Annotated in this window: 5 protein-coding genes (1 of these 5 running past the window's edge); 2 read left to right on the top strand and 3 right to left on the bottom strand. The window is 33.7% G+C overall.

The window, feature by feature from the left end; translation table 11 throughout:
• Positions 1-33: 33 nt before the first annotated feature.
• Entirely contained in the window at positions 34-288 is a 255-nt protein-coding gene (locus tag JMUB898_RS07180; protein ID WP_002442899.1) for a NifU N-terminal domain-containing protein, read from the bottom strand.
• Between the two features lie 12 nt (positions 289-300).
• Complete coding sequence (locus JMUB898_RS07175) at positions 301-495, bottom strand: zinc-finger domain-containing protein (RefSeq protein WP_002442900.1); 195 nt, start codon at positions 493-495, stop codon at positions 301-303.
• 273 nt (positions 496-768) lie between these two features.
• On the opposite strand from JMUB898_RS07175, the gene JMUB898_RS07170 reads away from it, so the two are divergent.
• Complete coding sequence (locus tag JMUB898_RS07170) at positions 769-1473, top strand: queuosine precursor transporter (RefSeq protein ID WP_002442901.1); 705 nt, start codon at positions 769-771, stop codon at positions 1471-1473.
• Between the two features lie 204 nt (positions 1474-1677).
• Positions 1678-2070 (top strand): ribonuclease HI family protein, encoded by a 393-nt coding sequence (locus JMUB898_RS07165; protein ID WP_002442902.1) that lies wholly within the window; start codon positions 1678-1680, stop codon positions 2068-2070.
• Between the two features lie 68 nt (positions 2071-2138).
• Here the strand turns inward: JMUB898_RS07165 and ebh are convergent, their stop codons facing one another.
• Positions 2139-15806, bottom strand: the final stretch of a protein-coding gene (gene ebh, locus JMUB898_RS07160; protein WP_126501963.1) for a hyperosmolarity resistance protein Ebh. 16794 nt of this gene lie beyond the right edge of the window; only the last 13668 of its 30462 coding nucleotides appear in the window; its start codon lies off the right edge, out of view — the gene reads right to left on this strand; the stop codon is at positions 2139-2141.

Here is a 15806-nt window from a genome sequence, read left to right as displayed (position 1 = left end):
CTGTATGGCCCCCTTTTTGATTAAAACAAACTATTATTCGTTGAAAGCGTCTTGAATTTGCGGTAGTAAATCATCCCAATTTGCGTCATCTTCTTTATCAACTGAGATGAAGTCCATCACATAAAAGATGGATTTAACGCCGTCAATTTCAAATAGTCGATTGATGAAATCTGGTTGGCCTTCTTTCGCAGAAGTATATGTTGTTGATGAATTATCTTGGCGTGGTTCGCTTAAAGAAATTTTCATTGTATTGTGATTAGGTGTTTCTGAAATTGCTACGATTTCCATAAAGATGTCCTCCTATTGTAGCTCGTTCCCGATTTGTTTAATTTGTTTACCTACTGAACACTCATTAATGCAAAAATGATGTGCCTGTGTCTTACCTTCAGTCTTTCTATTATGAGACTTTAAGGGACATTGATAGCAATAAGTGTTCATTAGTCGATCGATTTTATTAATCGCTTTTTGTTCTGAATAAGTGAGTATAGCTTCCACTTCCTTTAGCTATAAACTTTTTAAATGATTCATCACATATTTTGCATGGTTGTATTATAGCATTGAAAGTGTGGTAATTTGAAATAATCAATTCGTATTTAATCGGTCGTTTTGAAACGAAATTTAGATAGGGTTCATATGAAAGCATAGAAGTTTGTATTTTGTAATTTTTTGTTACCCTATTGCATATTTTTTATATTTCGAGTAAACTAAGTAAGTTGTTTTTTTGCGGTTTCTAAACACCCGCTTTAACAAAATTTAGGAGGAAGTAAGATGTTTAATGAAATTTTTGGTGTAGCTTCATTTATTGTTACATTTATCTTAATGGTTCTCATGTATCGATGTTTTGGGAAACACGGTTTAATTGCTTGGGTCGCAATGGGAACGATTATAGCTAACATTCAAGTTATTAAAACGATTCATATATTCGGAATTTCAGCGACACTTGGGAATGTCATGTTCGCTTCCATATATTTAGCAACTGATATTTTAAATGATATTTATGGTAGAAAAGTTGCTAAACGTGCTGTATGGTTAGGATTTTCATCAACATTAGTGATGATTATTGTTATGCAAATGTCATTACATTTTATTCCAGCACCTGAAGATACTGCGCAGGGTGCGCTTAAGACAATATTTGATTTAGTTCCAAGAATTGCTCTAGGTTCTATTGTTGCGTATATCATCGGTCAACATGTTGATGTATTTATCTTTTCACTGATTAAAAAGATATTTAGTTCAGATAAAACGTTTATCATCAGAGCTTACGGAAGTACAATGTTAAGTTCGATTATTGATACAGCATTATTCGTTATTATTGCATTTGCGGGTACATTACCAGGCATGGCAGTATTCGAAATATTTATAACTACTTACCTATTAAAACTTATTTCAACTATATTCAATGTACCGTTTGGATACATTGCTAAATCTTTCTATCGCAAAGGTAAGATTCAAAAACTTGATAAAGGCTATTAAATATAACTGTTGGCTTTGTTTTATAACTTAGTCGACAGTTTTTATTTTTAAAATTAAAAAGAGTAAACGGAACGTGGGAGAAAGATAATGCGTAATCTCGTGATGATGCTATATTTCGTATGGCTTTAATGATTATCTTTTGACTCTATCATTTGAAGATTTGCTACAATAAAAATAAATTTATGGAATGAAGGTGTAAACGAGATGGCAAAAATATATTTTGATGCTGCAACGAAAGGTAATCCAGGACGAAGTGCATGCGCAATCGTTGTGAAAGAAGAATCAGAACGACATGTTTTCACCCATGATTTAGGAGAAATGGATAATCACAGTGCAGAATGGGCAGCGATGTTGCATGCGCTGGAACATGCTAGAGAATTAAATGTTATTAATGCCTTACTTTATACAGATTCTAAATTGATTGAGGATAGCGTGAATAGTGGTCGCGTTAAAAATGCTAAATTTAAACCTTATTTTGATAATATGGAAATTTTAGAGCAAAGTTTTGAGTTAATGTTTGTTAAGTGGGTGCCTAGAGAACAAAATAAAGAAGCGAATCAATATGCACAACAAGCATTATATAAATTAACTAAATAAGCATAAAAAACAGGCTATAGGAATGACTCCCTATAACCTGTTTATTTATTTCTCTCTGTTATTTAGTTTTATTTTTTTGAGCGTTTTTTATTTTTTGCCCCTTTTTTCGTAACTTGGTTTGTAGCTTTTTTCGTCGTTTTGCTTTTGGATGCAGTGCGTGAAGAATATTTGGATTTAGGTTGTGAAATTTGAACTTTTTTCTTTGTTTGTTGTTTAACTTCCTTATTTTCCTGTTGGTTGTCTTTTTTGCGTTTTGCAACAGGAATTCCCTTTTTATCATCTTCGTCTATTTGTGTTTCTTCATTTTTATCTTTTTTACGTTTAGCTACTATGAGTGGCGCTGCTTTTTTAGAATCGGAAATTTGATGATCTTTGTTATCTCTAAGTTTTTCTTCCTCTTCTTCATTTTTACGTCTTTTAGCAAATACTAACCAGAATCCAGAAAGTAAACCAGTGAGAGTTATAAATCCTACAGCTTTACCGAAATCATCGATTATTCTGTCGATGAAACTATCATCATGATGATTAACATGTTTAGGTCCATCTTCTTTATGTTTTTTCTTACCTGGTTCAACGCCGGCACCACTTAATACTTCTTTATAAGTTTCAGTTTGACCAATATGGCTTTGTACATCTTGGTCTTTCAATCTCACCTCAAACAGATTTCTATGAGATAGCGCATTTGTTTGATTAGATATAGAATCGAATGAATTATCAAATCCTACAGCTAAGATACGTCGAATACCATTTAATAAAGCTTCTTGAACTTCTGCAATTGTTTTAGCTTTGTGAATTGCATTCATTGTATCAAGTTGAATTTGTTTGATGCGACTAATAGCTAATTGTTTTTGGTATTGAGTAGCAGACATATTGTCTAAGATTTGTTGTGTTCTATTATTTACAACATTATCTAATTTACGGTCTGCTTTATGTTTTTCACCTAACAAATGAGCTTGAGCAATAATTTGATCACGTTGTGTATTGAAATCTTTGATGATTTGTTTTAATTCATCTAAATCTTTAGCATTTTTAATCTTATCATTCACTTTAGTTTGAAGTTCTTGTAATTGTTTTGCAAACTTCGCTTGTTCATCTGGTGTTAAATCTGTAATGTGTTTAATTTCTTTAACGCCTTCTTCAGTTGCTTTCTGAACATTAGCTTTATTGTCTTTTTTAGCTTTGTCTAAAATAAATTGTTTAGAATCAAAATGGTAAATGTCATCTTTATCTTTTTGTTGGATTTTCTCAACATCTGCAACGGTTGTAGACTGATTGATGTTGTTAAGTGCCTGTTCTTTAAGTTTTTGAACTTCCGCTTTTGCTTGTTCTTTTTGTTTTTCAGTTAATGATTGATCTTTATCAATTTCATCAAGTTTTTGTTGTGTAACTTGGTTGATTTGTTGAGATGCTTCATTTTTAGCAACTTGAAGTTCTTTTTCGATTACATTTACTGGAACATCGACAATCACTTGTGAACCATTGGCAAGTGTAATTTCAACTTTTGCAGTTAAATCATTGGCAACTTTATCGGTATTTGGTAGTGAAATAATTTTCACTTTGAGATCGTCAGTTAAAGTTAATGCGTGTTCAATGTCATTCATCGTAATCGTTTCATCTCTATGAACAACAACATTTCCTGTGACGAGTGCATCTTGGAGGCTTAACTCTGGTCGATGAAGTGTTAATGGTGCTTGGTCAGTATCCCAAATTGTAATTTGAGCAATGTTATTGAGACCGTCATCTTTGGTTTGTTTAATATTATCGACAGAATTTGCTTGTTCAATTTGTTTAAGTGCCTCTTGCTCTGCTTTATCAATTTCGGCGAGTGCGTGTGCCTTTTGAACATCTGTTAAGTCAGGATTGTTTTTGATAGCGTCACGTTTGTGTTGTGCTAACTCTTTAATTGCTTGTTTCGCTTGTTCTTTTGCAGTGATGATTGCTTGTGTATCTTTAAGCAATTGATCGACTTTAGCTTTTTCGTCTGAAATCGTTTGTTTATCAGTTGCTTGGTCAATACGTTTTTTGATGTCGTTAACTGTATGTTCTAAATCAGCTTTAAGTTTGTCTTTTTCTTTAGCAGTTAAATTAGGATTTTGATCTATATTATTTAAAATATCTTTTACTTTTTGATCAATTTCATTATTCGCATCAATTTTAGCTTTAGGTAATTCATCAGCATGCGAATTGTTAATAGCTATTGTGCCGTCATTTTTAGCGGTTTGAACAGCTTTGTTAGAATTCGCATGATCAATATTTGTATGCGCTTCTTTAGCCGCATCTTCAGCTGCTTTTTTAGCTTGTGCTTTTGACTCGTCAGTCGCATTAGCTTTGTTAATTTCATCAAGTTGATGTTTGAGTGTATCGTCAATGGCTTTGTGCGCTTTAGTTTGAGCATCGTTAAGGCGTTGTTCACCGTTTAGAGCTTCCTTAGCATCTTGAATTGCCTGAGTCATTCCATTGATGATATCGATATCTAAGTTAGAACCATCTTTTTTGTTCAGTACATCATGAGCGACTTGTATAGCATGATCGAATTGTAATTTTAAGTCTTCGTCAGCATTTTGATAATTGATACTGTTCTTCGTAGGTTGATCTAGTTGATTTACAGTATCTTGTAAAGTCTTCATAGCTTCATTTAAGTTTGAAGCATCATTAACAATTTGAGTAATATCTTTAATGTTGTCAGAAGCATTAACATCATGAGTTAAAGCGTCAGTTTGAGCATCATTTAGCGCATCAAGTTGTTTAATGAATTTGTCCGCTTTTATTTTAGCTTCAGTAAGACGTTGTTCACCGTTTAATGCTTGTTTTGTGTCATCAATCGCTTGTGATAAGCCTTGTATATCTCTTTCGTTAAGATTTTCGCCTTTTGTTTTACTTAGTGCTTCTCTTGCATCTTTAACTGCTTTGTTAAATTGACGTTTCAAGTTATAGTCAGCATTTTGATAATTGATGCTTGCTTTAACCGGATTAACTGTAGATTTTAATTTATCTCTTAAATCTCTCATAGCATCATTTAAATCAGAAGCTGTAGCAACAATTTGTGTTAAATCTTGTAAATTATCTGTAGCTTTCATTTGAGACATAGAGCTTTCGCGTTGCGCATTATTTAGGTCTTTAAATGTTTTTAATACCTTTTCAGCTTTAACTTTAGCCTCAGCTAGACGTTGTTCCCCATTTAGTGCATCTTTAGTGTCTTCGATTGTTTGTGAAAGTCCACGAACTTCATCGATTGAAGCTGGTTCGCCTGTAGCTTTAGCAAGCGTATTTCTAGCTTGTTGAAGTGCTGTGTCAAATTGTTGTTTTAAATCATCGTCAGCATTGACATAATTAACACTCGCATGGACAGGTGTAGCATTATTTACTAATGTTTCATGTAAATCTTTCATTGCTTCATCTAAGTTAGTAGTGTTTGAAATTGTCTCAGCTAATGAAGTGAGATCTTCTGATGTTTTTATTTCATTTTCAGCAGCATTACGTTGCGCATCATTTAAATGAGTTAAAGTTTGTAGGTACTGTTGACCTTTCGCTTTAGCCTCAGCCAAACGTTGTTCCCCGTTAAGTGTATCTTTAGTATCTTCAATTGCTTGTTTAAGACCTTCAATTTCAGTTTCATCTAAGTTTTTACCTGTAGCTTTGACAATCGCCTTTCTAGCATTACTTAAAGCATGATCGAATTGATCTTTGAGATCCTCGTCAGCATTAATGTAATTTAAGCTAGATTGAACAGGAGCTGCATTCCGAGTGATTTCGTCTTTCAGTGCTTGCATAGCTTCATCTAAAACATTTGCTTTATCGACGATGCGAGCTAATTTCGTTAATGTATCTGAATTAGCGATTTCTTTGAGTGCATGTGCGAGTTGAGCTTGATTGATATGTGCGAGACTTTCGATGAATTTGTCCGCTTTAGCTTTAGCAGCTTTGAGTCGTTCTATACCATTAAGCGCATCTTTCGCCTCTGAAATAGCATCTTTAAGTGAATCTACTGTTTCAAAGTTTAGATTTTGACCTTTAGCTTTATTAAGTACGTCACGAGCGTTATTGATCGCTTGATTAAAGTTATCTTTAAGTTGGCTATCGGCATTAATGTAGTTAATGCTCGCTTTTGTTGGTGCGTAATTATCGATGATTGCTTGTGCTAAATCATGCATGATATCGTTTAAGTTTGTTCCATCATCAACGAAATGATTTATTTCTATAAGGTCGTGTGATTGGTTAACCTTATCGATTAAGGCAGCTTTTTGAGAATTATTTATTTTATCAAGTGAGTTTATATAATCTAATGCTTTAGGTCTAGCTTCATCGAGTCTTGCAATACCATTTAAGTTATTTTTAGCTTGACTTATTTGATGAATTGCTTGTTTAACTTCATCTTCCGTTGCGTTCTTTTGAACTATAGCTTGAGCTTGTTCTAGAGCATCGTCATAAGCTGAAATTTTACTATCGTCTGCTTGTCTGTAATTATCGCTGTTTTCAACTGATTGAGCATCATTGATAAATTGTTGTAATTGACCCATTGATTTGTTTAATACTTGAGCATTGGCTTTAGCTGCATCAATCTCAGCAAGTTTCGTTGCCTGTTCTACATTATCTTTGGCAGTTTGTTGTTGGCTCGGATTTAAATATTTAAGATGATCGATAGTGTTACTTGCATCAGTTTTAGCTTCAGCTACACGTTTATTACCATTGAGATTTTGATTCGCTTGAGTAAGCTTGTCTAGAACTTGTTGAACTTGGTCATGCGTAGCATTTGATCCGTGTGCTTTATCAATCATTGCTTGTGCGTCAGCGAGTGCTTGATTTAGTGCTTCTTTTCTATCATCTGAAGCCTCAGTATAGTTTGGTGAAGTTTTATCAGCCTCAGTTTGTTTCGTTTTGTCTTTTAGGTCTTTCATTACTGAGTTAAGATCTTTAGCCTGTTGTAGAAGTTGTTTAACTTCTGTTCTTAATGTCGCGTTATTAATTGATTGAGTGATTGCTTGTTTTTGAGCGTCATTAAGATTTTTCATGTCAGCAATGTCATATTTCGCCATAGCTTTATCAGAGTCTAACTTTTTAACTCCATGTAAATTATCTTCAGCAGTGAGTACTCTATTCTTAATGATGTCAACTTGATTAGGGTCGAGTGTTGGGTTAGTAGTTTGGTTGACTAACTGTTCGGCAGCCGCAATCGTTTGATCATAAGGTTGTTGGTACTTAGGATCCTCGTTTAAATATTTACTACTATTTAAAACGTTGTTTTTATTTGCAACTACATTATCCAGTGATGCCATTGCTTGATCGAGTGCTTGCGCATTATCTAAGTTTTTCTTCACTTGTTCACGAGTTGTTGCGTTTGTATTTTGGTTAATGATTGCTTCGCGTTGAGCTTCATTTAAATGTGTTAAACCATTTATTGTGTCGGCAGCATTTTGTTTTGCTTGAGCAAGTTTTTGATCACCATGGAGATTGTTTTGTGCATTTTCAAGTTGGTGAGTCAAATTATTTATAACTGTCGGATCCATTTCTGGATTCGTTTGTTTATAAATGACTGCCTCAACATCTTTAATCGCTTGTTTGTATCCATCTTTCTCTGGTTGATCTTCATTAATGAATTGACTGCTATGGATGACTTTAGATGTTTGTTTATATACGTCATTTAGAGCTTTCATCGCATCATTTAAAGTTTTTGCTTTTTCTAATGCTTGAGCAACTTCAGTTCTTGTCTTAGCAGTGTAAATTTGATTTCCTACGTTACTGCTTTGGTATGAAGTTAAATCGACAAGCTTACTTAATTCTTTATCTGCTTGATCTTTTGCTTTATCAAGTTTACTTTGTCCTGCAAGTTGGTCTTTAGCGTTTTTGATATGATTGATCGCATTTTTAAGATCATCAACGGACATTGTTGGTTGAGATGTTTGGTGAAGAATATTCTCAATTTGAGTCACTGCATTATCGTAAGCCTGTTGTTCATTAGGATCTTCGTTGATATAGTTACTAGATTTTTTCACTTGGTCTTTATCTTGGATGCTATCTTCTAATGATTTCATCACATTATTCAGATTTTGAGCTTGACCAATGATTTGCTGAACTTCAGAGCGTGTATGTGCATTGTTAATTTGAGTATTGAAAGCTTCTTGTTGCGCTTGATTTAAATGACTCAATGTAGGTAGTGATTGTTGTGCAGCTTGTTTGTCTGCATTGAGCAATTTAACACCGTTTAATGCGTCTTTGGCTTTGTTAACAGCTTGAGTTAACTGTGTAATCGTATCTTTGTTTAATGTTGCAGTTTGTTCATTGATGACAGATTCTGCATCACGTACAGCACTATTATATGCTTGTTGTTTGTCGTAATTTTCATTGACATATTTACTATCTTGTCTCACAGATCCTTGATCTTGAATACTGTTTCTTAAACCGCCCATTGCATTATTGAGCTCTTGTGCCACTTGAGTTTGTTCAGTCACTTTGTCTCTTGTTTTTGCATTATTGATGAGTGCTTTTTCAGCATTTTTCTGTGGTGTATTTAAATTATTTAAGCTATCGATGAGGTTATTTGCATTTTCTTTCGCTTGTTGTAATTTATGTTCTCCATCTAATGCTGCAACTTTTTCTTTTATTTTATTAATCGCATTTTCAATGTCATCATGAGACATTGTTGGATTAGTCGTTTGATCAATGATAGCTTGTGCATCGTTAATAGCGTCATTATATGCTTGTTGAGGAGCGCTATCCTCGTTGATATAGTTGCTTGATTGTCTTACGCTATTTTGTTGTGCAACGATGTCTTTAAGTTTCTTCATTTCATCATCTAACGCTTTAGCTTTGTTGGAGATATTATCTACATCAGTGACGGTAGTTGCTTGATTTATTTCATGTGCTAAAGCCTCTTTTTGCGCTTGGTTAAGGTGATCTAAATGATTAACTGCATACGTTTGCGTATGTTTATCATTGTCGAGTTTACGTTCGCCATGAAGATCATCTTTGGTTGTTCGAACCTTAGATATAGCACGATTAATATCTAATGGATTCATCGTTGGGTTAGACGTTTGATCAATGATTTCTTTCGCTTGATCTACAGCACTAGTGTAATTGTTTTGAACGCTTGGAGTTTCATTAATGTAATTACTTGTTTGTTTTACATTATCCACATCTTTAATGCTTTGACGTAAATTCTCCATTGATTGATTTAATGGTTTTGCTTTATTGATGACACGTTCAACGTCAGGTCTAGTTTGAGCTTGTTGGATTTCTTTATTTAATTGATCTTTTTGAGCTTGATTTAAACCTGTCATTTGATTGATATTTTCAGTTGCTTGTTGTTTATCTTTTTCTAGTTTTTGAGAACCATGTAAATCGTTTTTAGCGTTATTAATTTTATCTGTAATTTCATTAATATAGCTTGGTGACATCGTTGGGTTTGTTTGTTGGTCAACTATTTCTTTACCTTTTTCAATATTGTGATCGTAGTTGCCTCTTTCATTTGTATCTTCATTAATGTAATCACTAGATTGTTTAAGCGTTTCATTACCATCAAGCGCATCTTTTAATTTCTTCATTGCATCATTAAGCTGGTTAGCTAAGTTAACTGCATCTTGAACTTCTGGTCGAATCGTCGCATTGTGAATTTGATTTTCTAAGTCTTCACGTTGTGCAGGATTGAGATGCGTTAATTGATTCAATGTTCTTTCTGCATTTGCTTTATCGTCTGCCAGTTTTTGTTCGCCACGTAAGTTTTGTTTAGCTTGAGTCACTTCATCCACAACTTTTTGAACAGTTTCATTTGATAAAGTTGGCGTAGGTCTATCATTGACAATATCTAAGGCTTTAGCTACTGCTTGATTGTAAGCATTTTGTTGAGCAGGGTCTTCATTTTTATAATTACTGCTTTGAAGCACTTGTTGATTATCTTTGATAGCATCTCTCAATGCTTTCATCGTGTTATTTAATTGTTCAGCTTTTTCAAAGCGTTTTGCAACTTCTTCTCTCGTTGGCGCATTGAAAATGTCATTAACTAATGCATCGTGTTGACCGTTTGTAAGGCTATTAAGATTTGTTAATTGATCTGTTTTTTCATTTTGTTCATTGAATAGTTTCTTATTACCATTCAAGTTATTTTGAGCTTGGTTAATATTATCTAATGCTTGATCAATTTCGTGTTTATCCATTGTAGGTGGTTGTTTATTGATTAGATCTTTAGCTTTTTGAATCGCTTGGTTGTACGCTTCTTTTTGAGCAGGATCTTCGTTGATATAATTACCACTTTGTTTGGTTGGATTTGCGTTATTTATGGCTTGTTGTAATTGATTCATAGCATTATCTAATTGTTTAGCATTATTAATGATTTCTGCTACTTGTGATTTAGTTGGTGCTTGATTGATTAATTCATGTTCTTTGTCTTTTTGAGCTTGTGTTAAGCCATGTAAGTTATTAACTTCTTGCTTACCGTTAGAAATTGCTTCTGTTAATTTAGCTTGACCGTTTAACTCATTTTCAGCGTTGGTAATAGCTTGAGTTGCTCTATTAATTGCGTCTTTATCAAGTTCTGGCGGTTGAGTTGTTGTGATGATTTGTGAACCGCGATTAAGTGCACTATCATACGTTGATTGCTTATTATTATCAGCGTTAATGTATTTACTTTCGCCTTTAACTTGATCTTTTTTAGAAATTTCTGATCTTAATGCTTTCATCGCCTCATTGAGTTCTTTAGCTTTTTCAAGCGCTTCTTGAACTGCAGGTTTAGTCTTAGCTTGATTAACCAAGTCTTTCTCTGCAAGAGTTTGACCAGAGTTTAGCGCATTTAATCCGTCAATTTGAGCGTTGGCTTGATCTTTTGCTTCTTGAAGTTTTTGTTCTCCGTGTAAAGCTTCTCTTGCATGCTGTAATTCTGTTAATGCTTGTTCAATTCTAGCTTTATCTAAAGTACCATCTGGTACTGCATTGATAATATCTTTCGCTTTTTGAAGTGCGTTATTGTATGCATTTTGTGGGCCTTCATCTTCATTAATGAAGTCACTTGATTGTTTAATATTATTTGCATGGTTAACTTCGCTTTCTAATTGACGCATTGCTTCGTTTAGCGCTTTAGCATTATTTAAATCGTTGGCTACTTCAGTTCTTGATGGTGCAGTGTTGATTTCGTTATGTTCGCCTTGTCTTTGTGCATTATTTAGATTTGAAAGATGATCAATTTCATTATTCGCATCTTGTTGAGCATGTTGTAATTTTTGTTCTCCGTGAAGATCGCCTTTAGCAAGTTCGATATTTTGAATTGCGTTATCGATTTGATTTTTATTTAAAGGTTCGCCTGTTGTTCCATCAATAATATTTTGACCATTTTGAATCGCATTATCATAAACAGTTTGAACATTAGGATCTTCATTAGAGTAATTGCTTTGTTGATGAACATGAGGTTGCTCATCTACTAAATCTTTTAGTTTCTTCATTGCATTATTGAGTTCATTTGCTTGTGCAATGATTTCAGCAACTTTTTGTTTGTTAGGCGCGCTGTTAATTAAGTCATTTAAAGCTTGTTTTTGTTTATCGTTTAAGTTTGGTAATTGATTAACAGTAGCATTAGACTCAGTTTGATTTTGAGCTAATTTCTCAGCGCCATGAAGTGCGTCTTTGGCTTCTTTAACTTTTTGAGTTGCAGCATTGATCTCATTTTTATCCATTGTTGGATCGTTTTGTTGATTTAGTAGCTGCTCTGCTTTGCTTAATGCATTATCGTAAGCCAATTTTTTCTCAGGATCTTCATTAATATAATTGCTAGAGTTTAGCGTTTTATTCTTATCAGCAATACTTTGTTTAAGTTGTTCCATAGCCTGATTTAAGGCTTTCGCATCTTCCAATTGTTGAGTGACAGCAGGTCTAGTTGTAGCAGCTTGTATATCTTGTACTTCTTTAGATTTTTGTGCTGGGTTCAGAGTATCTAAACCATAAACTTTGTTGATAGCATCTGCTTGATCTTGTCTAAGTTTCTGAGCTCCGTTGAGACCTTGTTCAGCACTATTTATTTCTTGAATGATTTTACTGATAACAACTGAATCCGTAGTTGGATTGTTCGCTGCATCAATAACTTTTTGACCTTTATTAATTGCATTATCATAAGCTTCTTTTTCAGCAGGATCTTCATTGATATAATTGCTATTTTGTCTAACTGAAGGAGCTTTCGCCACAATAGCTTTTAACTCTTCCATTTTGCCGTTTAGATATTTAGCTTCACTTAATTTTCGTTTTACATCAGGTCTATTGGTCAACTGGTTGATAGCGTCATTAAGCGTTTGTTTTTGAGCATTTGTTAAACCAGTTAAGTTGTCAATTTCTTGTTTCGCATTATTTTTATCGTCTTGAAGTTTTTGATCACCGTGTAAACCTTGTTTCGCGCTATTTAAAGTTTGAGTAGCCTGATTGATTGCTTGAGGATCCATCGTAGCATTAGATTCTGTAATAATACGATTGATGTTATTTACTGCATCATCATATGCTTGCTGTTGTGTATGATCCTCATTTGTATAATTACTACCTTGACGAACTTGTTCTTGGTTAGCAATGCTATCTCTCATTGCTTTCATAGCGTTATTAAGATCTTTGGCTTTTTGCAATTCTTGACCTAATCCATCTAATGTAGTTGCTTGATTGATATTCGTTTTAACTGTTTCACGTTGAGGTGCATTTAGACTATTTAAATGACCTAGTTCTTTTAGAGCTTCTTTTTGTGCTTGGTCAAATTTCGCTTGTCCATTTAACGCATTTTGAGCTTCTTCAATTTTATTAATGATGTTTTGAAGCGTATTATGATCTAATATTCCAGGATTATTATGAAGTAAATCTTCTGCTTCTTTGATAGCATTATCGAAAGCTTCTTTTTTAGCTGGATCAGCATTTATATAATCACTTGATTGATGAACTTTATCTTTGTATGAGATTTGTCCTTTAACGGTACCCATATCATCATTTAATTGTTTAGCTAAAGCGATTTGTTTGTCTACTTCTCCTCTAGTTTGGGCATTATCAATCAATGGTTTGAAATGTGCCTTTTGCTCATCAGTCAGATTATTAAAATGAGAGAGTTGATCATTCGCATCTTGTTTAGATTGAGTTAATTTTTGCTCACCATGTAAATCGTTTACAGCATTTTGAATTTTTTGTAGTGCTTCTTCTACCTTTTGTTTGTCTAAAGTAGGATTAGAAGTTTGATTTATTAAATCTTTAGCTGCTTGAACTGCATCATTATAAGCTTTTTGTTTGTCAGTATCTTCATTAACAAATGGACTTCCTGAAGTGATTGAAGGATCCTTGCTTACTTGGTTTTCAAGTTGTTTCATTGCTTCATCAAGTGCTTGTGCTTCTTTTAATTTTTCTGCTACTTGTTCTCTTGTTGTAGCGCCATTGATAGCTTGTTTTAATGCATCTTTTTGAGGTTGATTAAGATGATTTAAGTTATCAATTGATTGGTTTGAAGTATCTTTTTGATGTTGAAGCAAATCGTCACCGTGAAGATTATCTTTAGCATGGTTAATTTGATTAAGTGCATTTGTAATATCTTGTGGATTCAAATTAGGATCAGTTGAATTTTTAATGATCTCTTCTGCACGTTTAATCGCATCATCATAAGCTTTTTTCTTATCGGGATCTTCATTGAAATAATTACTACTTGAATGAACGTCGTCTTTGTGACCAACTTGTTGTTTAAGTTGATCCATTAAATTATTAAGTTGTTTCGCTTGTTCAATTTTTTGTTTGATGTCATCGCGACTAGTAGAATTGTTAATTTGTTCTTTTAACTTTTCACGTTGCGCGTCTGTTAAGTTCGTCAAGCCGTCTAATTCGTTTGAAGCAGTTGTTTTATCATGAGTTAATTTTTCAACACCGTGAAGTGCTTGTTCGGCTTGTTGAACAGCTTGAGTTGCTTGTTCAATGTTAGCTTTATTTAATTCAGGGTCATGAGTTGCGTTAATAATATTTTCGGCACGTTGAACTGCATTGTCATAGTTAGCTTTTATAGTTGGGTCTTCATTAAGATATTTACTTTCAGATTTTACTTGATCTTTATTAGCAATACTTTGTTTTAAAGCGCCCATCGCACTATCTAAATTTTGTGCAGTTTGTAAGTTTTGTTGAACTTGTTCGAGTGTTGGTGAAGTGTTAACTGCATTTTTCTCAGCTTCTTTTTGAGCATTATTCAAGTTTTGTAAGTTCGTAATCTCTTGGTTAGCGTGATTTTTCGCTTCTTCTAATCTGTGATCACCATCTAAAGCATCTTTTGTAGCTTTCACTGATTGAGTTGCGTTAGATACATCGCCTTTATTTATAGTTGGTTGGTTTGTTCCGTTTATAATATTTTGAGCGTTTTGAACCGCATTATCATAGGCTTGTTTTTTAGCTTGATCAGCATTGATGTAATTACCATTACCTGTAACTGTCGAATGATCTTTTATGCTTTCTTTTAATGCTCCCATTAAACTGTCTAAAGCTTGTGCTTCGGCTAAATCATGTTGTACTTGAGTACACGTTGACTCGCCATCAATCATAGTATCTTCCAAGCCTTTTTGAGCATTATTTAAGTTCGGTAACTGCTCAATTGTTCGTTTAGCTTGGTCTTTCTCTTGTTGAAGTTTAGTATCACCATGAAGATTTGATTTAGCTTGTGTCACCGCATTAGTTAATTTATTAATTGTCTCTGGGCTTAAAGTAGCTTGTGATTCATCAATAACTTTTTGAGCGTTGTTTACTGCACTGTCATACGCTTGTTTCTCTGGTTGGTCTTCATTTATATATTTACTACTATTTTTAATATCAGATTTATCTTTAATGCTTTCTCTTAAACCGTGCATAGCAGTGTCTAAAGTTTTAGCGCCTTGAAGTAGGTTATTTACATCAGTGCGAGTATTTGCAGCTTTTACTTTAGCTATTTCTGCATTTTTTTGCGGTTCATTTAGGCTCGTTAAACCACGAATTTCAGTTTCTGCATTTTGTTGATCGCGGCTTAATTTTTTAGCGCCCTGTAAAGCATCTTTAGAGTTGTTAACAGTTTGAGTTAAACTTTCGATTGTATTTTTATCCAACACAGGTTTGTTGTTATTATCGATAGTAGTTTGAGCACCAGTAACAGCGTTATCGTAATTATGTTGTTCAGTTTGATCTTCATTTACATAATTACTACCTCGTTTAACTTCATCAACATTTTGAATACTATCTCTTAAAGCTTTCATAGCATTATTCAAAGCAGTAGCTTTAGCTAATTCTTCTTGAACTTTAGTACGTGTGTTTGCAGCATTGATTAATTGATTTAACTCACGTTTTTGGCCATTGTTGAGACTTGTTAAACCATTGACGTTTTGAGTCGCTGCTTGTTTGGCATTAGCCAATTGTTGTACACCGTCAAGTGCATTTTGAGCTTGTTGAACTCTAGTTAATGCTTGTTCAATTGTTGATCTATTAAGTTCTGCCTGAGGTGTAGCGTTGATTATATTTTCAGCATTTTGTAAAGCTTGGTCATATGCAGAAATTTTTGTTGGATCTGCATTGACATAAGCACTACTTCGTTTAATGTCATCTTTATTATGAATGCCATCTCTCAAAGTTTTCATAGCATTGTTTAATTCTTTAGCTGCTGCTAATTTTTGAGCCACATCTGTACGTGTTGTCGCTTGGTTAATTAATTGTTTCTCAGCTGTGATTTGAGCTGGGTTGAGACTTGTTAAACCTTCTATTTGTCTATTAGCATTTTCTTGATCGCTGTGTAACTTATT

It is taken from the genome of Staphylococcus caprae, assembly GCF_003966625.1.
Lineage (GTDB): Bacteria > Bacillota > Bacilli > Staphylococcales > Staphylococcaceae > Staphylococcus > Staphylococcus caprae.
This window is presented reverse-complemented; position numbering and strand designations above follow the sequence as displayed.

Excerpts from the sequence above, each read along its gene's own strand:
- JMUB898_RS07170 (WP_002442901.1), top strand. The coding sequence starts at position 769 with ATGTTTAATGAAATTTTTGGTGTAGCTTCATTTATTGTTACATTTATC.
- JMUB898_RS07180 (WP_002442899.1), bottom strand. The coding sequence starts at position 288 with ATGGAAATCGTAGCAATTTCAGAAACACCTAATCACAATACAATGAAA.
- JMUB898_RS07165 (WP_002442902.1), top strand. The coding sequence starts at position 1,678 with ATGGCAAAAATATATTTTGATGCTGCAACGAAAGGTAATCCAGGACGA.